Genomic DNA, 19,652 nt, shown 5'->3' with positions numbered 1-19,652 from the left:
GGGTCAGTACTGGGTGGTGACGGTGACGCCGTTGAAGGCGGTCCTGCCGTAGAGGGTGATGTAGCGGTAGCCGGCGGTGGTGTTGGTGACGGTGATGCTCTGGGTGCCGGTGCTGTTGGTGGAGGAGGCGGTGTAGGCGGTGTTGGAGGCCCAGGTGTCGGTGTTGTAGTAGAGGTGGGCGGTGCCGGTGCCGCCGGTGGTGGTGACGTTGAGGGTCACGGTGCCGGCGGGCAGGTGGATGTACAGCTTGTCCTGCTCGCCCGCGGCGGCGGTCCGGCCGGTCCGGAAGCAGTTGCGGTCCATGGCCCGCGGGTCGGTCCCGGTGCAGGCGGTGGGGGCGGCGGGGGTGGTGACAGTGACGGGCCTGCTGGTGGTGGCGGTCTTCCCGTTGCTGTCGGTGACGGTCAGGGTGACGGTGTAGGTGCCGGGCCTGGTGTAGGTCTTCCACGGGGCGGTGTCCGTGGAAGTGGTGCCGTCGCCGAGGTTCCAGGCGCGGGAGGTGATGGTGCCCTTGCCGCCGGTCACCGTGGAGCGGTCGGTCAGTTGCGCGGTCAGGCCGGTGGCGGTGCTGTCGAAGGCGGCGGCCGGCGTGCCGGCGCTCAGGCAGGTGTCGCTGGCGCAGAGGTCGAGCCAGGTGTTGAAGCCGGCGTCGTAGCGGGTGCCGATGGCGTTGTAGTAGGCGTACCCCTGGGCGTAGTTGCCGGTGCGGAAGTAGTGGAGCATGCCCTGGACGACGCTGGGGTACTTCTCGATCATGTGGCGGGCGGCCAGGTAGCCCCAGTGGTAGACGCGGACGACGTCGCTGTTGAGGTAGGTGCTCTGGAGCAGGGTGCTGAGCGGGTAGGTGTGCTTGGGGGCCTGGGTCACCGCGTTGGTGGCGGTGAGGCCGCGGTAGGTGTAGGAGACGTACTCGGCGACGCCTTCGATCCACCACAGGTCGGGGACGCTGGTCTGCTGGGTGAAGCCGCCCTTGAGGTTGTAGCGGGCGTCCAGAACGTGGGCGTACTCGTGGTTGAGGTTCCAGATCCGGGCGGTGAAGCCGTTGTCGGTGGGGTGCCGGTACATGATGGTGACGGGCTGGTTGGCGGGGTCGCCGGGGTCGCCGGTGAGGGTGATGCCGCCGTTGTTGGTGTTGGCGCCGTAGATCGCGCCGGCGTAGGTCTGGTAGTCCGCCCTGCCTGCGAAAACGGCTATCTGCACGGAGGACTCGTACTGGCCGGGTATGGGGCCGTTGTCGCGGACGAGGTTGTGGAAGAAGGCGTCCTCGCCCTTGAGGTCGGCGCAGACGGCGGCGAGGTCGGCCGGGGTGAGGTCCTGGGCCAGGATGCTCCGGGTGGCGTCGCAGGTGTGACGGACCGGCAGCGCGGCCGCGAGCAGCCGATCGTTCAGGTCGCAGATGCCGTAGGTGGAGCACTGGGCCGGGTCCAGGTAGTCGGCCATGCTCGCGGTGGCGACCCACAGGGGGGCGGTGGGGCCGGTGATCGAGGATCCGTCGAGGAGGGCCTTGACCAGCGGCCGCACCTTGGCCTGGAAGGCCGGGTACTTGACGAAGCGGGTGAGCACGCGGGCGGCGTTGGCGTCCAGGACCGCGTTGTCGGTGCCCAGCAGGTCGCGGTGCTCGCGGGCGAAGTCGTCGAGCGTGTCGATGAGGCTCGGGTCCGCGGTGACGGCGGCGAGGAAGTCCGGGTTGTTGTCGTGGCCCCGGTCCAGCGGGGTGAAGACGCTGTTGACGAGGGTGACCATGTTCCTGGAGCTGTCGTACGAGCGGTCGTAGGCGTTCAGCACCTGCTGGTAGGTGCTGAGGTAGCGGGCCTGCAGCCCGGCGCTGTCGGTGAGGACGACGACGTCGTTCGCGACCTCGCCGTTCGCGTCGGTGACGTCGGTGAAGTGCGGGCCGGCGACGAACGCGTCGATGCCGCGCGCGACGGCGTCGGTGAGCGACCTGTCGAAGCCCGGGATGCGCTGGGGGTCGTTGGACTGCACGTAGTAGCCCGCGCGCAGGAACAGGACGAGCTGCCACAGGCTCGTCGAGTTGTCCCCGGGGTAGGAGGCGGCGGCGTCCCGGAAGGCGTCGGCGACCGTCGCCATCCGGCTCTGGCGGAACACGGCCGAGGCCTCGGAGCCGGAGGTGTAGAACAGCGAGCCGATGCACGTGGGCGTCGACGCCTTGACGTAGGAGACGAGTGCGGCACCGGAGCGGGCGGCGAAGTCGGCCGGGGTGCAGGACTGGGCGGCCGTCGGGGCCGCGGACAGTGCCCGCGGCGAGGCCGTGGCCGAGGCGGTTCCGGAGGAAGCGGACCCGGGTGGGACGGGCAGGCCGAGCGGCGGGAGCTGCTCGGGCGTCAGTCGGCGGCTCTGCGGTGCGCTGTGCTCCGAGGGGTCCGCCGCGGCGGTGTCGGTGGGCGGCAGGAGGCTGCCCGGGGCCTGCTGGGCGCGGGGGGCGGTCCCCGCGGTGGGGGTGGCGGCCAGGCTGGGGCCGGCCGCCAGGCCGAGGAGAGTGGTGCCGGCCGCGATCGCGGCGAGCAGTCTGGGCATGCGTGAGGGCAGGCGCAACGTCGTTCCTTAGTGGGGGGGAAGGCAGACGGGCGCGCGGCAGGCGGGGGATGGGGGAGGCGGCCGGGGCGCGTCGAACGCATGCTCTCACGGTGCCTGACATGCCATCAATAGGGCGTGACATGTCACATGTCTTATAGAAAGGCGGATCCTGGCTCGGCGTCGGCGGCAACCAGCCGCCCTGGCCTGCCGGCCGGTCCGGCTCAGAAGCCTCTGAACACCACGCCCTGGTCGACGGCGCGGGCGAAATCCTCGAAGTCCATGTTCGCGATCGACAGGTTGTTCTCGATGCCCCAGAACTCCGCGGCGACAACCCGGATGAAGCGCCCCGGCCCACCCCACAGGCCCACGACGACGAGCGGCAGCTCGGCCGAGCCGAGCGCCACCGTGTCGCCAGGACGAGCAGCGGGTGCCGGTAGTCGCCCGGCAGCAGCTTCCTCGCCCCGGCACAGCGACCGGGTCGGCTCGCCTGGGCCGTCGCACCCGCGACTCTGCGGCCTTCCCCTCACGCTCACGATCTGCCATCCGAGATAGACCGGGCTCCTGAGGATCTTGCCGACGGTGCTGACCCGCACGGGGCCCCATGTGCGCCCGTCCATCCGTCAGCTGTCACTCCCAGCGTGATCCGCCGCTGCGATTTCCCCTGCGTCGCCTCGTCGTGGATACGCTCGATCATGGGCCAGCGCTTGCTGCCCTTCAGCTTGCCCTTCTTCGTGACCTTCAGCCCATCAGGCGGCGTGCCCAGCCACTTTCCGGCGTCCCGATCAACCGCTTTGGCGTCTCTGACCTTCTCCGGCAGCAGTCGGCTGTACTCACGAGCCTGCTCCGCCTCGGCAACGATGCGCATGCGGTCAGCGGGGACCTCGCTATCCAGCCGGTTGAGGTAGAAGTACAGCCTCTTCCCCGGCCTGTCGAGGACCTTCAACACGTCCCCCCCCTGACGGCTGTACCGCGAGGAGTCGTAGACCCACAAGCAGTCCGGCTCGCCGCCGAGAAGTGCCTGTAACGCCTCGTCGAAATCCGGACGCTTGACCCCGGCCTTGTAAGCAGACAGGTTCTCGCGGAAGACGCGGCGGATCGTGTAACCGTTCCGCTTGCCCCAGGCCCGCCCCTGGCTCTCCTGCGACTTCAACGACAGGATGTCTCGCGTGGTGGTTCCCCGGACCACCTGGGACTTCCGAAGGAGAAGATCCAGGTACTTCACCTTGCTCGCCACGGCCCCACACTCCGATCAGCAGAGCGCGTCGGCACCCAGAGGTGGACACCTGACTACGCGTTCTGGGGCCGATACTGCGCAGCCCTCGCCGAGGCGCTCCGCCGCCACCACGGTTTCGAGGACGAGGCCTGCGCGTTCTTCGACTTCTTCGGCCGGCCGGCCACCGGGCCGGAACGGGCCGCCGCCGAGGCGATCGGAGCGGCAGGGCTGACGGCGCCGGAGACGGACGCCGCACGCGAGTACGGCCGGCTCCTGCAAGCGTACGAACAGCTCTTCTGGAACACGCTCGCCGAGCTGCCCGGCGGCTGGTTGGACGAGCGTAAGGTCTGACAACGATTCCCTTCAGTCCCCCTCGGGCGTCCCCGTGTTCGGATCCGCCGACGTCTCCGCCGCGCCGGACCTGGCCCGGCTCAAGGCACGGATCCGCTCCACGGCCACGGCCTGGCCCCGGCCACGGCCTCGGCCTCGGCCTCGGCCTCGGAGGAGTAGATGCCGAGCGGCTGACGTCGTCGCCGTCCCGCTCGTCGAACGCAGTGGTCGAAGTCACCGTCGGCGAGCGGTGCGCGGCGTTTTCAGGACGGCTTCGGCCCGGCGCTCCGCCCGGCCGTCGACGCGTTCGTCCGACAAATTCGCTACCTGGCGGCCGGAGCGCCGTGATACACAACCGGGGTGCAAAACACTTTGGAGTTCCCCGAGGTCCTGCGGCTGATCGAAGACCGTTCGGCCGCGTTCCGCGCCGCGATCGCGTCCGCCCCCGACCTCGACGTCCAGGTCCCGGCCTGCCCGGACTGGACGCTGCGCGAACTGGCGCAGCACCTCGGCGACGGCCGCCGCCGCCAGGCCGCCATCGTCGCGGCGGGCCCGGGCGCCGCGCCCCCGGCGAAGACGGACCCGAAGGGCGCCCCGACCGCGCCCCGCGACCGCGAAGCCCTGGACGCCTGGCTCGCCGAGTCGACCGGGCTCATGCTCGACGCGATGCGCGAGGCCGGCCCGGACCGCGGCTGCTGGACCTGGTGGGGCCGCTCGCAGGCCCCGGAGACCAGCGGAGCCCTGGCCAGGCACCAGATCCAGGAGATCGCCGTCCACACCTACGACGTCCAGCTCACCCAGGGGGCCGCGCAGCCGCTGCCGACGGACGTCGCGGTCGAGGGCGTCGACGAGTTCCTGACGACCGTTTCGGCGACGACCGTCCCCTGGCCGTTCAAGCCGGCGACCATCGACCTGCACGCGACCGAGGGCCGCTCCTGGCGCCTGACCCTCAACGCCGACGGCGTCCACTGCGACGACCTCGCCGCCGACGCGGAGCCGGGCGACCTGGCGATCCGGGGCGCAGCCAGCGAACTGGTCCTCTACTTCTACGCGCGCATCCCGCTCGACGGCCTGGAGATCACGGGCGACACCGAGCCGATGGACCAGCTCGCGGAGTGGGACCCGAACGCGTAGGACGCGCACTTGTGACGCCTCTGTCGGTCGTGCGCGCGCTCCTGCGGGCGTCGCCGGACCGGAGTTGCGACCGTCGCGCGGCTGCGGGCAGGCTGCGGGCCGCCGTGGACGAAGGCCACGCCGCAGGTGCGCTGCAGGTCGTCGGGAGCCGGTCGGGCCGTCCCCGCTCGGCCCGGTTCCTGCGACGGTGGGCCGGACACCGCGCGGGCCGCACTCTGCGTTCGAGTGCGGCCCGCGCGGGGTGCCGTCCGGTCAGACCTGCCAGTGCGGCTTTCCGCTGACCATCCGGCAGGTGATCACCCGGCCACCGGCCTCGTGGGTGCTCTTGCCCAGGTCGTCGTTGCGGCAGAACTGGCCCGCCTTGTAGCAGTTGCCCGCGTTGGAGCGGATCTCGCAGTCCCCGGCCGCAGCCGCCTTGGTCTCGGGGGCCTTCGGCTCGGCGACCGGCGGCTCCGGGTCGGTGGGCGGCTGGGCCGTGGTCACCTTGGGCTGCGGCGCCGCCTTGGTGGGCGTCGGCTGCGCCTTGGGCGTCACCGGTGCGGCGGGCTGGACCGGCTTGGTGGGCTGGGTCTGCGGCGCGGGCGGCTGCGCGACCGCGGGGGGCGGCACCGCGACGTCCGTGGTCGGCGCGGCGGTCGGCGCCGGCGGGGTCGTCGGCTGGACGGGCGCGGCCGCGGGCGTGTTCGGCGGGACCACCGGTTCGGGCGCGGTCGCGGGGACGGTGGCAGCCGCGGTGGCGGACGTCGTGGCGGCCGAGGTGACGGTGTCCGCCGTCGTGGGGTCACAACCGGTCAGTGCGAGACCGACGGTGAAGACGAGTCCGGCGACGGCGGCCAGGCCGCGACGACCGCCGCGCATCCGTGAAGGCATGGACGTGAACGCTCCGTTCCACTTGAAAGAGGATCGTGAGTCAATCAGCTCTTCCACCGGACATGTCCATCATTCAAGCACTTGTGAGCAGATCGAGATCTGGCGATCACGGAGAGTCGATCATCGGGCAGATTCGATCACATTCAGCCCTACTTCTGTCACGCCCCCGGCCCACCGATCAGGGCGTGACGGGGATGTTCGTCAAGCCGGCAGTCGCCCGCGCGACGGTGTTGGACGCGTACACCACGTTGGGGCGTCCGGAGCAGGCGGACACGGAGGTGATCCGGATCGCGTACGCGCCGACACCGCCGAGGTCCGAGGTATTGCTGCGCCAGACGTTCCCGCAGCCGTTCGGGAAGGACGGCGTGGTGGCCGGATTGTGCGTCTCGTAACCGTTGGCGAAGGTCCCCGGCGAGGAGAACGTGCCCTTGTTGCCCTCGATCAGATAGCCGCTGCCCTTGACGTCGACCCACGAGTCGGCGGAGTTCTGGCCGCTGATGCCGCGTCCGTCGAACGTGTTGCCCCTGATCGTGCCGCCCGAGGTGCCCTCCTTCACGTCGACCCCCTCGGCCGTGACGTACGGCCCGATGCGGTTGCCCTCCACCAGCACCCGGTCCGAGCGGTCCGCGCCGTTGCTGTTGCCGTGGCAGCCCCAGTTGGAGTTCGCCGAACCGAGGTAGACGCCTTCGCCGTACTCGGGCTGGACCCGGCCGGTGTACTCGACGACCGCGTTGCGGAGCACCCCGTCGGCGGAGGAGCGGCGGAAGTGCACGCCCTCGTCGTCGATGTGGTGCACGTACAGGCCGTCGATCACCACGTGCGGCGAACCGTCCAGCACCACGCCCTTCTTGGAGTCCTTCACGGTGAAGCCGGTGAGGTTCCAGTACGACGCGCCGTACAGCCAGAGCCCGTAGCCGGAGTCCCAGCCGGAGGTGGGCGCCGGGCAGGAGGGGGCGGAGCCGGAGGGGCCGTCGTTGACCAGGACGGCGGTGCGCGGCCCGGTGAGCGTGACGGGCTTGTCGGCGGTGCCCGGCCGCTGGGCGACGAAGGCGCCCCGGTACTCACCGGGGGCGAGCCGGATCGTCTGCCCGGGCACGGCCTCCGCCAGCGCGGCCTTCAACTGGGCCGCGGTGGAGACGTCGACGGTCTGCGCGGCGGGGGCCGCGAAGGCCGCCGCCGGAACGGCGGGCACGAGCAGGGCCGCCGCCGCGGCGGCGAGGAGAGCGAAGCGGGGGAACACGCGACCTCCGGTGGAGTCGTCGACGAAGGATCAAGTAAAGCTCCCTAACTTCCTTCCCCGCACCGCCCGCCCTCACGCCGCCCCCGCGCCCGCATCCCGCCGAGACACCCGGCCGAGCCCCTCGACCGACCCCGAACCAGAACTCGGCAAGTACGGTCTGGTGGCGGGCCCCGCGCACATGCGCACGCTCGGCAGGGCCGTGTCCGAGCTCTCCGAGAGGCACTACCGATGCACCCGGGTGCTGCCCGACTGTCCGGGATCCTGCCACCGCACGCCGGAGCCGGCGATCCCGTCGACCGGGACGAGGCGGCCCGCAGGTAGGGCACTCCCTTCCCGGCGGACCACCGGGACTTCGTCTCCGTCTACGGTGGTGGGTCGACCAACAACTCACTCTCCGTCGGGCTGCCGCCGGAGGTTGTTCGCACGGCTGTCGGCGCCCCGTGCCGGCTCCCTCGGCTAAGAACGAGGCACGGTCGGCGCTCAGCGGCGGAACGCTGCTGTGGCGATCTCGATGAATGATCGGATCAACGGGCTGGTTTCCCCTCTGTTGCACACCACCACCACCCGGCTCGGCGCCATGTCGATCAGCGGCACCACGGTCAACTCTGCGGGCAGGTCGTGTCCGAGCGGCGCCAGGCCGACAGTGCCGTTCCACAGCACCGCGTGCAGGCACTCCTGGACGGCGCGCACGACTGGTCCCTCACGCGGCCTGCCGCCGTTCCAGTACTCCTGCCAGATGTGGTCGGTGCCCTGCGGGAACTGGAACCAGCGGCGGTCGCGCAGCTCGGCCAGCCGCAGCCGGTCGCGGCGGGCCAGCGGGTCGTCGGCGCGCAGCACGACGCCGACCGGATCGGCCCGCAGCGTACGCACCGTCAGGGCGGTCTCGTCGAACGGCGCCCGGGTGAGGGCGACGTCGACCAGTCCGGCGCGCAGTCCGCACGTCGGGTCGGTCAGATCGGTGTCGCGGATGCGGATGTCCAGGCCGGGGTGGTTACGGCGGTACGCCGCAGCCAGCCTGGCCACTCCCGGGTCCGTGCCGTCGCCCAGGATGCCGACGGTGATGGTCTCGGCGCCGGCTGCCGCGCTCACGCGTACCCGGACGCGGTCGGCGTGGTCGAGCAGGGCTCGCGCCTCGTCGAGCAGCACCGCGCCCACCGGAGTGAGCGTGACGCCGGTGGTCGAGCGGGCGAGGAGCAGAGCCCCGACCTCGGTCTCCAGTTGCTTGATCGCGCGGCTCAGCGGCGGCTGGCTCATGTGCAGCCGGGTGGCCGCCCGGCCGAAGTGAAGTTCCTCGGCGACCGCCACGAAGTAGCGCAAGGTCCGTAGCTCCACGCTGCAACGATACCCACCAGGTATCGGTGCCGCGGAACGGGTCTTGGACACCGGCGGGCTCCCGGCGGTGCACTCGTGAACATGACCGAAGAAGCGAAGGGCACCGAACCGCAGGCCGACCCCGTCGTCTCGGTGGTGGGTCCCCTGGACGGCGAGACGATCGTTCTGGGTACCACGCGCATGCGCGTTCTGGAGGACGGCAGCCACACCGGCCACCGCCTCGCGATCGCCGAGTCCGTCCTCGCCCCGCACACGCAGGGCCCGCCGCAGCACCGCCACGGCCGACACGACGAGGGCTTCTACGTGCTGTCCGGCAACGTGCGGTTCACCGTCGGGGAGGAGGACTACGACGCCGCCGCGGGCACGCTCGTGATGGTTCCGCCCGGCACCCCGCACACCTTCGCCAACCTGACGGACCAACCCGCTGTCATGCTCAGCACCTTCACGCCCGACCTGTACGTGCAGTACTTCCGAGACCTTCAGGAGTCGCTCGCCGACGGCCGGCCGCTGACGCCGCAGGCCAACGTCGACGCGATGAGTCGCTACGTGACGCAGCCCGCCACCGACCCCGTCTGAACCCGACGGGACGGAGCCGCCCAGCCGCCCCCCTCCGGCCGGCGGGGCCGTAGCGCGACCGCCTCTCGTGTCCAACCCCTCGGACGACGGACCGCCCGCTCCAGGGCTTCCCTGGCAATCGAAGCAACCGAAGCAACCGGACCATTCGACGTGATCGACGTGCTCGACGAGAACGCCGCAATCGACAGACCCCCGCGAACCGGGGGCCATGAACGGGAACCATGAACATCGCCTACTGGATCGTCGCGGGACTGCTCGCGCTCTTCTACTTCTACGCGGGCACGCTGAAGGTGATCCGCAGCCGCGATCGACTCCGCCCGATGATGGCCTGGGTCGACCGCACGCCCTTGCCGGCCCTGCGGGCGCTGGGGACGATCGAGGTACTGGGCGCGACCGGTCTGGTCCTGCCACCGCTGACCGGCACCGCTCCCTGGCTGGCGCCGGCCGCGGCCGTCGGCTTCGTACTCCTGCAGACCGGTGCGATCGCCGTTCACCTGACGGGCGGAGACCGCCGGATCACACTCAACGTCGGACTCGTCGTCACCGCGGCCGTGACCGCCTGGTTGGCAGCCGGCCCGTGATCGTGGATCGGTCGCCCCCGACCTGCGGAGACGAGCCACCGCGCAAGGGCGAGCGACCGCGCGAGGACGAGCGCCGCGCGCCGGACAGGTGGCTCCGCCGGAACCGCGCAGCGCGCCACCGCGTCCGTCGTGGGCATGAGCGAGAGCCCCGCAGGACGGACCGCCCGGGTGCACCCCAGGGCCGGGGGCCGCACCGGATGCCTTCTCGCCGGCCTCGGCGCGACGACCGGGGCCCTCGTGTGGGCACCGCGGGCCGCCCTCCGTGTCGACGGCGGATTCGAGGGTCATGCCCGCGATCTGGGCGTGCTCCTCGTCGATCTGCCACTCATCGTGCTCGGCGGCGTCCTGGTTCCGCTCCTCGCCCGGGCGCTGGTCGCGAGGTGGGTGCCCCGTCCCTGGCTCGCGGCACTCGCGGCCGTGGCCGTGCTCGCGCTCGCGGCGTGGGGACTCGCCGAGTGGTACGCCCCCCGCCACCGGCCGGACCCCGGCTACGGCCCCGGGATCTGACCACCCGAGGTTCCGGTGGCCAGGTCGCCGCCCGGGTGCGGCGATCCGGCCGACGGCGCGTCCGGCCGCCGCCCGACCGACGGTCAGTCGACCGGGGCGGAGCGGCGTTCGAAGACCTCGGGGCGGGCGATGTCCAGCGCCGTGGCGACGGCGCCCAGCAGGACGGCCTCGTCGCCGAGCAGGCTCGGGGCGAGCGCCGGACGCATCACCGTGAGCCCGCGGAGGGCGTGCTCCAACGGTTCGAGCAGGAGGTCGGCGCTGGCGCCGACGCCGCCACCGAGGACGACCAGATCGGGGTCGAGGACCGCCGACAGCACGGCGGTCGCGTAGGCGAGTTGCCCGGCGGCGCGGCGGACGGCGACAGCGGCGGCCGGGTCACCGCCCCGGGCCGCCTCGAACACCTGCCGCGCCGTGAGCGGCCCCGGCATGCCCAGGTCCAGTGCCGTGCGCACGATCGCGTCGGCGGCCGTCGCCTCCTCGATCGTGCCGCCCGGCTCGCCGTCCGGCCCCGGCGGCAGGGGGACGAGGCCGACCTCACCGAGGGCACCGTGCGCTCCCGTGAGCGGTTCGCCGTCCTTGACCACCCCCACCCCGAGCCCGGTACCGACCAGCAGGTAGGCGAACATCCGGCTGCCGCTCCCGCGGCCCGCCCCCAGGGTGTACTCGCCTAGGGCGGCGAGGTTCGCGTCGTTGCCCACGGTGATCCCGGTCTCCAGACCGGCGGCTATCCGGTCGAACAGCCCGGGTCTGCCCCAGTCGGGCAGGCTGGTGGCGTACCGCACGCCGCGCTGCTCCTCGTCCCAGACGCCGGGTGTGCCGATCACCGCGTGGACGATCTCCCCCGCCGTCAGACCCGCCTCGGTCGTGGTCTCCCGGGCCGCCGCCACGACCGCGTCGGCCACCGCGTCGGCGGTGCGGCCCCTGTTGGGCACGTCGCGCCGGGCCACGATCGTGCCGGCGAGGTCGGCGACCGCCACCCGCAGCCGGGCCCGGCCGATGTCGACGCCGAGCACGTACCCGGCCGTCGGGTCCGGTTCGTACAGGACGGCGGTGCGACCGCGCTCGGGGACGTAGCGGCCCGCCTCCCGGGCGAGCCCGGCCGCTTCCAGCGTGGCGAGCGCGGTCGAGACGGTGGGCTTGGAGAGGCCGGTGTCACGGGCGAGCTGGGCCCGCGAGGACGGGCCGCCGGTGCGCAGCAGTTCCAGCAGCAGCCACTCGTTGTTGCTGCGCAGCCGCTGCCGGTTCCACGGCTGCGGCTGCGTCCCGGCCACCGGAACGGCGGTCGGTGGGTGGCTGTTCATCGGATCATCCTCCGGTCCGGACGCTGCGCGGAGCACCCGGTCGGCGCCCCGGCCTGGGCACCGCCCAGTATGACCGGTCGTCAACCCCCTCACCGGCGGGTTTTCCCCCGGCGGGCCGGGCACCGGAGGGCCGGGGGCCGTCCGTCCAGGAACCGTCCGCCCGGGTCGGGACTCAGCCGACCCAACTGCCGGTGAGCCGCTGGACGGCCGAGCCGCCGAGGTCGGCGAGCTTGGCGCCGACGAAGGCACGGGCCCGCTCGGAGGTCTGCACCCGGAAGGGCGGCCGTTCGGCGGTGAGCGCCTCGACGACGGTCGCGGCGGCCTCCTCCGAGCTCTGGGCCTGGCCGAAGGCCGCGAGGGTGCGCTCGGCGTACGACTGCAGGGCGGGGGCGTACGGGCCGGCTGCGGTCAGCAGGGCGGGCAGGTCGATGGCCTGGCTGGCGACGAACTCGCTGGCCACCGCGCCGGGTTCGACCACGGTGACGTGAACGCCGACGGTCGCGGCGACCGGGGCGAGGGATTCCATGAAGCCCTCGACGGCGAACTTGGCGGCGCAGTACGCCTCGTTGAAGGGCTGGCCGACCACGCCGCCGACGCTGGTGACGGTGACCACCCGGCCGCCGCTCGCCCGCAGGTGCGGCAGGGCGGCGCGGGTGACCTCGACGACACCGAAGAAGTTGACCTCCATCGCCGCCCGGACGGGGTCGAGGCCGTCCTGCTCGACGGTGCCGACGCGGCCGGCGCCCGCGTTGTTGACCACGGCGTCGAGTCGGCCGTACCGGGCGATCAGCGCGTCCAGGCACGCGGCGACGGATCCGGGCTCCGTGACGTCGAGCCGGGCGACCTCGACCCGGTCGGCGACCCCGGCGTCGGCGGCGGCGGCCGTCAGCGCGCCGGAGCGGCCGGTGTCCCGCATGGTCGCGACGACGCGGTAGCCGGCGCGGGCCGCCCCCACCGCGGCGGCGAGACCGATGCCGGAGGACGTGCCGGTGATCAGGACGGTGCGGTCGGCGGTCGCCGGACCGGTCGCCGGAGTGGTCGCCGGAGTGGTCGCCGGGCCGGTCGTCGGAGTGGCCATCGAAACTCCCTGGAGTTTGTGTGCGTGCACACACACCATAGCAGGATGCGTGCACGCACACGCACACCGGTAGAGTGGCCGGCATGGCGCGCACCGACCTCACCCTGGGAGACCTCACCGCCCGCGACCACGCCTTCTACGGCCTGGTCTGGGCCGGCACCACCCTGAGCACCCTCGTCGACCAGGCCCTCACCCGGGCCCACGACCTGCCGCTCTCCTGGTTCGAGGTGATGCTCTGGCTGCACGCCCAGGACACCCCGGTCGCCGCCTCCGACCTCGGCGCCAAGACCCTGCTCAGCCGCAGCCAGGTCTCCCGGGTCGCCGACTCGCTCCAGGCCCGCGCTCTCGTCGAGCGCGTCCCCTCCCCCACCGACGCCCGCTCGGTGCGGATCGCCCTCACGCCGGAGGGCCGCTCGCTCTTCGCCGCCGCCGACGCCACCCGCCGCACCGCGCTCGCCGAGGCCTTCGACGACCGGCTGGACGACGCCGACATCGCCGCCCTGGAAGCCGTCTGGGCCAAGCTCAAGCAGCCGCCGACCGCCTGAGCCCGCGGCGGGCCCCGGAGCCGGCCGCGCCTCCGCGGCAGCGGTCGCGGCCTCCTACAACACCCACCCCCGATCGGTCAAGGATCGACCGACCCGTGGGCGTGCCGCGCCCGGGCGGGTGATCATGGGGGCATGCGGTTCCGGAACGGCGGCGGAGGAGAGGGCGCCACACCCGCAGGCGCGGACGCCACGGCGTTCGCGGCAGCGGCGGCGGCCTTCGCCGGGAGCGGCGGCGACCTCACCGAAGGTGACATGCCCGACCTGCTCCGTGACCTCCTGGCGGTGCTGCCGGCGGGCGTGGCGATCCTGGACGAGCACCTGCGCTGGCAGTACCTCAACGCGGCGTTCGCCACCGCCACCGGGCTGCGCCGGGCAGACCTGCTCGGCCGGCCGGTCGAGTCGACGTCGTTCGGGGGCGCGGCGGGCACGCTGCGCCGGATCGTCGCCGACGGCCGGGACCGCGAGCACACCACCGGCAGCCCGGAGGGCCCGGGCGCCCCCGTACCGCCGGGGCTCCGCGTGCGCTACCGGGCGTTGTCGGCCGCCGGGCACGTCACGGGCGTGGTCATCGTCGTCCTGGACGACCCCGACCCCGTGCAGGAACTTCGGCGCGACCTGGCGCAGACCCGCACCAGGCTGGCGCTGCTGGACGCCGCCGCCGAGCGGATCGGCACCACCCTCGACGTCGACACCACGTGCGCCGAACTGGCCGCCTTCGCCGTGCCCCGACTCGCCGATCTGGTCACCGTCGACCTCCTGCCGACGGAGACCGCCGTCCACGGCCACGGCGCGTCCGGGCTGCGACTGCGCCGCGCCGCCGTCGGCTGCGCGGACCGGCTGCGCGGCGCGGTCGCCGGCCTCGCCCACCCGGGCGAGTCCGTCCGCCACCGGGACGGCTCGGCCGCCTCCCGCGCCCTCGCCTCCGGCGTAGCGGTCCTGGTCGGGCCGCGCTCCCCCGAGGAGCTGGCCGACGCCGCACCCGACCCGGCGAGCCTCGCCGCGTACCGGGCCGCCGGGGTGACGTCGGTCCTCGCCGTCCCGCTGACCGCGCGCGGCCGGCTGGTCGGGCTGATGACCCTGGCCCGGGCCGGCACGGCCGGCACCGGTGACGCCACGGCGCCGACCGCACCCCCGACCGCCCCCGTCTTCACCACGGACGAGGCCGTCCTCGTCGGCGACCTCGCCGCCCGGGCCGCCACCGGCATCGACAACGCCCGCCGGTACAGCCACTCGCAGGGCATCGCGCTCGACCTCCAGCGCGCCCTGCTGAGCGAGCCCGGCCACCCGCACCAGAACCTGGAACTCGCCTCCCGCTACCTGCCGTCCGGCACCAGCTCGGTGGTCGGCGGCGACTGGTACGAGACGGTCCGGCTGCCGTTCGGCCGGACCCTGCTGGTGATGGGCGACGTGATGGGCCACGGCGTCGAGGCCGCCGTCGACATGAGCAACTACCGCTCCACGCTGCGCGACGTGGCGGGCACGGACCTGCCGCCGCACCGGATCCTGCGCCAGCTCGACACCGTCATCGCCGCCAACGAGTCCGCCCGCCCCGCCACCTGCCTGCTCGCGCTGGCCGACCCCGGCCGGCGCCGCTGGACCTTCTCCAGTGCGGGCCACCTGCCGCCGGCCCTGATCGCTCCGGACCGGCCGACCGAACTACTGCGGATCCCGACCGGTCCACCGCTCGGGACCGGCGTCGGCGGCTACGAACAGGTCGGCCGGGAGCTCCTGCCCGACGAGACCCTCCTGCTCTACACGGACGGCCTGGTGGAGCGGCGCGGCGAGGACATCGACGTCTCGCTCGCCCGGCTCGCCGCACTACGGCTTCCCACCGCCGGGGACCTGGACGACCTGCTGGACGCGGTGCTGCACGCGCTCGGCCCCTACTCCCCCGGCGCCGGCCCGGCCGAGGACGACGTCGCCGTCCTGGCCGCGCGGCCCCGGGCCCGGCCGTGACCCCGCTCCAGGGGTGTGCCCGGCCGGACCCCGCGCCGCTTCACCCACCGCCCCGTCCGCCGCCCCTCCCATCGTCCCGACCGCCGCGCCGGGCCCGGCCGGTGGCGGACCTCAGAGCTTGGCCAGCGCCTGCTCCAGGTCGGCCCAGAGGTCCTCGGGGTGCTCGATGCCGACGGCCACCCGGACGGTGCCCGGGCTGATCCCCGCGGCGGCCAGCTCGGCGTCGTCGAGCTGGCGGTGCGAGGTGCTCGCCGGGTGCATGACCAGCGTGTGCACCCCGCCGAGCGACGGCGCGAGCGCCGCCAGCCGGACCGACTCGGTGAAGGTGCGGGCGGCGTCCCGTCCACCGGCCAGGTCGAAGGCCAGCACCCCGCCGCCGAGCACGCCGCCCTGTCCGTCGGGCAGCAGCCGGCGGGCGAGCTCGTGGTCGGGGTGGGCGGGCAGGCCCGGGTAGTGGACGGTGGTGACGGCCGGGTGCGCGGCGAGCCGGCCGGCCAGGTCGGACGCCGTCTCGCAGTGCCGGCGCAGCCGCAGACCGAGGGTCTGCATCCCGCGCAGCGTCAGCCAGGCGGCGAACGGGTCGAGGGAGGAGCCCAGTTCGATCGCGTGCTGCCAGACCCGCCGGTGCAGCTCGGCGTCGGCGAAGACGGCGACACCGGCCAGTACGTCGGAGTGACCGCCCAGGTACTTGGTGGCCGAGTGCACCACGATGTCGGCGCCGTGCTCGATCGGCCGGCAGATCAGCGGGGTGGCGAAGGTGTTGTCCACCACGCTCAGCACGCCCGCCTCCCGGGCGACGCCGATCAGCGCGGGAAGGTCGGTGACCCGCGTGGTCGGGTTGGAGACGGTCTCCAGGTGCAGCAGCCGGGTGGTGGGCCGCAGGGCGGCGCGTACCTCCTCCGGGTCGTCGCCCCCGACGTGGGTGACCTCCACACCCCAGCGCTCCGCCAGGTCGGCGAGCGTGGCGAACGTGCCGCCGTACAGGCTCCGCTGGGCGATCACGTGGTCGCCGGAGCGGAGCAGCGCAAGCAGCACGGTGTTGATCACGCCCATCCCGGAGGCGGTGGCCAGCGCGCCGGCACCGCCTTCCAGGTCGGCCACCGCGTTCTCCAGCGAGCGGACCGTCGGGTTGCCGTAGCGGTTGTAGAGGAAGGCCTGACCGGGGCCGGTGAACGCGTGCGCCAGCGCGTCGCTGTCGGGGAAGGCGAAGACGTGGCCCTGGTGCAGCGGCACCCCCAGCGGCCGGCTGCCGGTCACCTCCTCGACGGGCGGGTGGACGATCCGGCTCTCGGGGTGCAGCGCGTGGTGGAAGTCGCTCATGCCGCCCATCCTCACCGGGCGGGCACGGGCCCGGCCAGGGCCAATTCGACCCCGGTGGCCCGAAACGGCGGCGGCGCGAAACGGCCGCGGTCCGTACGGTCGCGGGCCGGACGGTCGCGGGCCGGACCGGGGTCGTCCCCGGCCGGCCCGCCGCCGGTGGCGCGGGCGCTACGGCCCGTCAGCGGCGGCGACCGAGGATCCGCTTGGCGGCGTAGACGATCGCGACGACGAGCAGGACGAAGAAGAGGATCACCAGGATGACCACGACCAGCAGGAACTTGCCCAGCTTGGCGAAGAAACCTTTCTTCTTCTCCTTCTCGGCCGTCACCGGGCCCGCCTGCGACACCCCGGCCGCGCGAACCGTCCGATCCCCCTGGTCCGCCGGATCCGTCCGCGCCGCCCGATCCGCCAGGGTCACGTGCGTCGACTGCGGCAGCCGGTCCGATCCGGCAGCCGGGTCCGTCACCGACGCCACCGGCGCGGAGCTCCGGGGCGCGGCCTCCGCCGTGCCGGCGGCCAGGGCGGTCGGTCCGGCGGCGGCGACGAGCGCCACCAGGAATCCGGCGGTCCAACGGGCGATCCGGTGCGTCATCGTGCTCCTCGATCCAGGCGCGGGAGCGTCACGTCGTCGACCCACGGGCCGCCCCCTCGACAAACTTCTACAGGCGTGTAGAAATATAATCGACGCGGTTCGGACGGCCACCCCCGCCCCCGTCCCCGCCCCCTCCGACTCCGACCCCGACTCCGACGCACGTGGCGGGCCGGCGATCCGACGGTCGGTCGGGACACGATCCCGATCCCCGAGGTCGCGGTCGCGGTCGCACACCGCCGGACGGCGGGAGGTCGGGACGACAGGCCCCGGGAGGGTGGGAGAGAGCGCTCCCCCGATCGGGGGAGGTCCCCTGTGAGCTGCGCGGCCATACTGACGACCATGATCAAAGGACTCCGGCCGCTCCTGCGCGGCTCCACGTACTCGGGTGTGCTGTTCGCCTACTGCGGCGCGCTGGCGAGCCTCCCCCTGCTGCCCTTCGCAATCCTGCCGGCGCTGGCCTGGCCGTCCGCGCCCTTCGGCGTGCAGGCCGCTCTCTGCCTGCTGGTCTGGGCGGTCCTGGTCGGTGCCGTCGGGCTGCTCCGCACCACGCGGCGGGCGCTGATCGCGGGTGCCCGCCGGCTCCTGAAGGTGCCGTTGCCCGATCCCGTGGCCGCCCCCCGGCCCGCGCGCCCGGCCGGCACCGCGCCGACGTCCGCCGCACAGCCCTCTCCCGCACCGGCCCCCGCCGCACCGTCGCGGGCCGACCGCTGGCGGACTCCGGCCTGGCTGCTGCTGCACGTCACGCTGGGGTGGACGGGCGGCCTGGCGAGCACCGTGCTGGTCGCCGCCGCCGTGGCCATGCCGGAGAACTGGACCGGCACCGACGCGAAGCTGACACTGTTCGACCGGTCGATACGCGTGACGGGTGTCTGGAGCTGGGTGCTGGCGGCCGTCTGCCTGCTCCTGGCGGCGGTCGTGTGCGGGGCCGTGACGAGCGCTCTGCGGTGGTCGGCGCCGAGGCTGCTCGGTCCGTCGTCGGCCGAGCGACTCGCGCTGGCGGCCGAGCGCGAACTTCGACTCGCCGAACGCAACCGACTGGCCCACGAGTTGCACGACTCGATCGGGCACACCCTGACGGCCGCCACCGTCCAGGCGGCGGTGGCGGGCGAGGTACTGGCCGCGGACCCGGTGGCGGCGCGGGCCGCCATGCGCAGCATCGAGGAGTCGACCCGGGCCGCCCTGGAGGACCTGGACTACGTGCTGGGCGTGCTGCGCGAGGAGAAGGCGGGCACCGCGCCGACCCGGACCCTGGCCGACCTGCCCGAGCTCCTGGACCGGATCCGGCACGCCGGCGCCCTGGTGGAGCCGGAGCTGTCCGGCGAGCTGACGCAGGTGCAGGGGACGCTCTCCCGGGCGGCGTACCGGATCCTCCAGGAGGGTCTGACGAACGCGTTGCGGCACGGGACCGGCGGCCCGATCGAGGTCCGGGTGGCGGCCGCTCCGGATGGCCTGGAGCTCAGCGTGGTCAACCGGACCGCCGTGGGGACCGGGGCCGGCAACGGCCGGAGCCCGGGCTCCTTCCCCACCTCCGGACACGGCCTGCCGGGACTGGCCGAGCGCGTTCGGCTGCTGCACGGTGAGATCGAGGCCGGCCCGGACGGTCCGCAGCACTGGCGGCTGGCGGTCCGGCTGCCGGTACGGTTGTCCGCATGATCGGCTCCGACGCGAGCGCGGCCGGCCCGACCGGCCCCGCCCCACACCCGGCCGGGGCGGCCGACGCGGGCCACGGCACCGCCTCCCCCTCCTCCACTACCGGAGCCACCGGAACCACCGGCCCGGCCGGCCCCACCGACACCGCCGTCACTGCCGTCACCGCCGTCACCGCCGTCACCGCCGTCACGCTCCTGATCGCGGACGACGACGAGGTGACCCGCAGCGGACTGCGCACGCTGCTGTCGGTACAACCGGGGATCTCGGTGATCGGGGAGGCCGCCGACGGCGTCGAGGCGGTCGAGCTGGCGCAGCGGCTGCGGCCGGACGTGGTCCTGATGGACGTGCGGATGCCCCGCCGCAACGGGATCGACGCCACCCGGCAGCTGCTCGCCGAGTCGGCCGAACCCCCGAAGGTCGTGGTGATCACCACCTTCGAGAACGACGACTACGTCACCGCCGCGCTCAGTGCGGGCGCCAGCGGCTTCGTGCTCAAGCGGCTCCCGGTGCGGCAGATCGCCGAAGCGGTGCGGGTCGTGGCGGCGGGCGAGGCGATCCTCTTCCCGGCGGCGCTGCGCCGGATGGTCGCCGCGCGCCCGCTGGACTCCTCTGAGGCGCTGCCCGGGGCGGCGCTGACCGGCCGGGAGGAGGAGGTGCTGCGGTCGATGGCCACGGGCCTGTCCAACCCGGAGATCGCCGACTCGCTCACGGTGAGCCTGGAGACGGTCAAGACCCACGTCGGGAACGTGCTGAGCAAGCTCGGCGCCCAGAACCGCACCCACGCGGTGGTGATCGCGTACGAGTCCGGCCTGGTCGTCCCGCGCTTCGCCGGCTGAGACGTCCGGCCGCGGACCGCAGACCGACGACCGGCCGCCGTCACCGACACCGCGCC

18 protein-coding genes are annotated in these 19,652 nt (G+C 73.5%); 8 read left to right on the top strand and 10 right to left on the bottom strand.

Features of this window, described 5'->3' with window-relative positions:
- Window positions 1-3 precede the first annotated feature (3 nt).
- From ACFWOG_RS01880 to ACFWOG_RS01870, 3 genes are all read right to left on the bottom strand, one after another.
- Window positions 4-2,535, bottom strand: coding sequence for a collagenase (locus ACFWOG_RS01880; RefSeq protein ID WP_380353752.1), 2,532 nt, complete (start codon window positions 2,533-2,535; stop codon window positions 4-6).
- 221 nt (window positions 2,536-2,756) lie between these two features.
- On the bottom strand, window positions 2,757-2,939 hold the full coding sequence (locus ACFWOG_RS01875; RefSeq protein WP_380353749.1) for a DUF6924 domain-containing protein: 183 nt from the start codon (window positions 2,937-2,939) through the stop codon (window positions 2,757-2,759).
- Window positions 2,940-3,064: 125 nt separating this feature from the next.
- The gene (locus tag ACFWOG_RS01870; RefSeq protein WP_380353746.1) at window positions 3,065-3,769 is read right to left on the bottom strand and encodes a recombinase family protein; all 705 of its coding nucleotides are present in this window, start codon (window positions 3,767-3,769) and stop codon (window positions 3,065-3,067) included.
- Between the two features lie 669 nt (window positions 3,770-4,438).
- On the opposite strand from ACFWOG_RS01870, the gene ACFWOG_RS01865 reads away from it, so the two are divergent.
- Window positions 4,439-5,212, top strand: coding sequence for a maleylpyruvate isomerase family mycothiol-dependent enzyme (locus ACFWOG_RS01865; protein ID WP_329952769.1), 774 nt, complete (start codon window positions 4,439-4,441; stop codon window positions 5,210-5,212).
- Between the two features lie 252 nt (window positions 5,213-5,464).
- On the opposite strand, the gene ACFWOG_RS01860 is transcribed toward ACFWOG_RS01865, so the two are convergent.
- The 3 genes from ACFWOG_RS01860 to ACFWOG_RS01850 all read right to left on the bottom strand — a co-directional run bounded on the left by ACFWOG_RS01860 (window position 5,465) and on the right by ACFWOG_RS01850 (window position 8,654).
- Entirely contained in the window at window positions 5,465-6,082 is a 618-nt protein-coding gene (locus tag ACFWOG_RS01860; RefSeq protein WP_380353743.1) for a hypothetical protein, read from the bottom strand.
- A 178-nt stretch (window positions 6,083-6,260) separates the two neighbouring features.
- Window positions 6,261-7,322: a right-handed parallel beta-helix repeat-containing protein gene (locus ACFWOG_RS01855; RefSeq protein WP_380353742.1), complete on the bottom strand. Its 1,062-nt coding sequence runs from the start codon at window positions 7,320-7,322 to the stop codon at window positions 6,261-6,263.
- A 480-nt stretch (window positions 7,323-7,802) separates the two neighbouring features.
- A complete protein-coding gene (locus ACFWOG_RS01850) occupies window positions 7,803-8,654 on the bottom strand; it encodes a LysR family transcriptional regulator (protein ID WP_380353739.1) in 852 nt (283 codons plus the stop codon).
- Between the two features lie 81 nt (window positions 8,655-8,735).
- Here ACFWOG_RS01850 and ACFWOG_RS01845 point away from each other — a divergent pair, with 81 nt between their 5' ends.
- From ACFWOG_RS01845 to ACFWOG_RS01835, 3 genes are all read left to right on the top strand, one after another.
- Entirely contained in the window at window positions 8,736-9,230 is a 495-nt protein-coding gene (locus tag ACFWOG_RS01845; RefSeq protein WP_380353737.1) for a cupin domain-containing protein, read from the top strand.
- Between the two features lie 221 nt (window positions 9,231-9,451).
- Window positions 9,452-9,811 (top strand): DoxX family protein, encoded by a 360-nt coding sequence (locus ACFWOG_RS01840; RefSeq protein ID WP_355403959.1) that lies wholly within the window; start codon window positions 9,452-9,454, stop codon window positions 9,809-9,811.
- Between the two features lie 135 nt (window positions 9,812-9,946).
- Window positions 9,947-10,318 carry a hypothetical protein gene (locus tag ACFWOG_RS01835; RefSeq protein ID WP_380353734.1) on the top strand — a complete coding sequence of 124 codons (372 nt, stop codon included), beginning with the start codon at window positions 9,947-9,949 and terminating at the stop codon, window positions 10,316-10,318.
- Window positions 10,319-10,401: 83 nt separating this feature from the next.
- Here the strand turns inward: ACFWOG_RS01835 and ACFWOG_RS01830 are convergent, their stop codons facing one another.
- Window positions 10,402-11,619, bottom strand: coding sequence for an ROK family transcriptional regulator (locus ACFWOG_RS01830; RefSeq protein WP_329952776.1), 1,218 nt, complete (start codon window positions 11,617-11,619; stop codon window positions 10,402-10,404).
- A 172-nt stretch (window positions 11,620-11,791) separates the two neighbouring features.
- On the bottom strand, window positions 11,792-12,697 hold the full coding sequence (locus tag ACFWOG_RS01825) for an SDR family NAD(P)-dependent oxidoreductase (RefSeq protein WP_380353731.1): 906 nt from the start codon (window positions 12,695-12,697) through the stop codon (window positions 11,792-11,794).
- An 83-nt stretch (window positions 12,698-12,780) separates the two neighbouring features.
- Here ACFWOG_RS01825 and ACFWOG_RS01820 point away from each other — a divergent pair, with 83 nt between their 5' ends.
- Both ACFWOG_RS01820 and ACFWOG_RS01815 read left to right on the top strand, forming a co-directional pair.
- Window positions 12,781-13,242, top strand: coding sequence for a MarR family winged helix-turn-helix transcriptional regulator (locus ACFWOG_RS01820; protein WP_329952778.1), 462 nt, complete (start codon window positions 12,781-12,783; stop codon window positions 13,240-13,242).
- A gap of 132 nt (window positions 13,243-13,374) precedes the next feature.
- Window positions 13,375-15,198 carry a SpoIIE family protein phosphatase gene (locus ACFWOG_RS01815; protein ID WP_380353728.1) on the top strand — a complete coding sequence of 608 codons (1,824 nt, stop codon included), beginning with the start codon at window positions 13,375-13,377 and terminating at the stop codon, window positions 15,196-15,198.
- Window positions 15,199-15,309: 111 nt separating this feature from the next.
- On the opposite strand, the gene ACFWOG_RS01810 is transcribed toward ACFWOG_RS01815, so the two are convergent.
- Together ACFWOG_RS01810 and ACFWOG_RS01805 are read right to left on the bottom strand one after the other, a co-directional pair.
- Window positions 15,310-16,518 carry an aminotransferase class I/II-fold pyridoxal phosphate-dependent enzyme gene (locus ACFWOG_RS01810; RefSeq protein ID WP_329952780.1) on the bottom strand — a complete coding sequence of 403 codons (1,209 nt, stop codon included), beginning with the start codon at window positions 16,516-16,518 and terminating at the stop codon, window positions 15,310-15,312.
- A 178-nt stretch (window positions 16,519-16,696) separates the two neighbouring features.
- On the bottom strand, window positions 16,697-17,110 hold the full coding sequence (locus tag ACFWOG_RS01805; protein WP_380353725.1) for a hypothetical protein: 414 nt from the start codon (window positions 17,108-17,110) through the stop codon (window positions 16,697-16,699).
- A 339-nt stretch (window positions 17,111-17,449) separates the two neighbouring features.
- Here ACFWOG_RS01805 and ACFWOG_RS01800 point away from each other — a divergent pair, with 339 nt between their 5' ends.
- Entirely contained in the window at window positions 17,450-18,763 is a 1,314-nt protein-coding gene (locus ACFWOG_RS01800; RefSeq protein ID WP_380353722.1) for a sensor histidine kinase, read from the top strand.
- A 191-nt stretch (window positions 18,764-18,954) separates the two neighbouring features.
- Window positions 18,955-19,596 (top strand): response regulator, encoded by a 642-nt coding sequence (locus ACFWOG_RS01795; RefSeq protein WP_380353804.1) that lies wholly within the window; start codon window positions 18,955-18,957, stop codon window positions 19,594-19,596.
- The last annotated feature ends 56 nt before the right edge of the window (window positions 19,597-19,652 follow it).

The sequence above is a fragment of the Kitasatospora sp. NPDC058406 genome (genome assembly GCF_042722765.1).
In the GTDB taxonomy this organism is placed as follows: Bacteria; Actinomycetota; Actinomycetes; order Streptomycetales; family Streptomycetaceae; genus Kitasatospora.
This window is presented reverse-complemented; position numbering and strand designations above follow the sequence as displayed.

Coding starts and splice junctions, on each gene's coding strand:
- ACFWOG_RS01835 (WP_380353734.1), top strand. CDS start 9,947: ATGAGCGAGAGCCCCGCAGGACGGACCGCCCGGGTGCACCCCAGGGCC.
- ACFWOG_RS01845 (WP_380353737.1), top strand. CDS start 8,736: ATGACCGAAGAAGCGAAGGGCACCGAACCGCAGGCCGACCCCGTCGTC.
- ACFWOG_RS01825 (WP_380353731.1), bottom strand. CDS start 12,697: ATGGCCACTCCGACGACCGGCCCGGCGACCACTCCGGCGACCACTCCG.
- ACFWOG_RS01840 (WP_355403959.1), top strand. CDS start 9,452: ATGAACATCGCCTACTGGATCGTCGCGGGACTGCTCGCGCTCTTCTAC.
- ACFWOG_RS01860 (WP_380353743.1), bottom strand. CDS start 6,082: ATGCCTTCACGGATGCGCGGCGGTCGTCGCGGCCTGGCCGCCGTCGCC.
- ACFWOG_RS01810 (WP_329952780.1), bottom strand. CDS start 16,518: ATGAGCGACTTCCACCACGCGCTGCACCCCGAGAGCCGGATCGTCCAC.
- ACFWOG_RS01880 (WP_380353752.1), bottom strand. CDS start 2,535: ATGCCCAGACTGCTCGCCGCGATCGCGGCCGGCACCACTCTCCTCGGC.
- ACFWOG_RS01805 (WP_380353725.1), bottom strand. CDS start 17,110: ATGACGCACCGGATCGCCCGTTGGACCGCCGGATTCCTGGTGGCGCTC.
- ACFWOG_RS01815 (WP_380353728.1), top strand. CDS start 13,375: ATGCGGTTCCGGAACGGCGGCGGAGGAGAGGGCGCCACACCCGCAGGC.
- ACFWOG_RS01820 (WP_329952778.1), top strand. CDS start 12,781: ATGGCGCGCACCGACCTCACCCTGGGAGACCTCACCGCCCGCGACCAC.
- ACFWOG_RS01800 (WP_380353722.1), top strand. CDS start 17,450: ATGATCAAAGGACTCCGGCCGCTCCTGCGCGGCTCCACGTACTCGGGT.
- ACFWOG_RS01830 (WP_329952776.1), bottom strand. CDS start 11,619: ATGAACAGCCACCCACCGACCGCCGTTCCGGTGGCCGGGACGCAGCCG.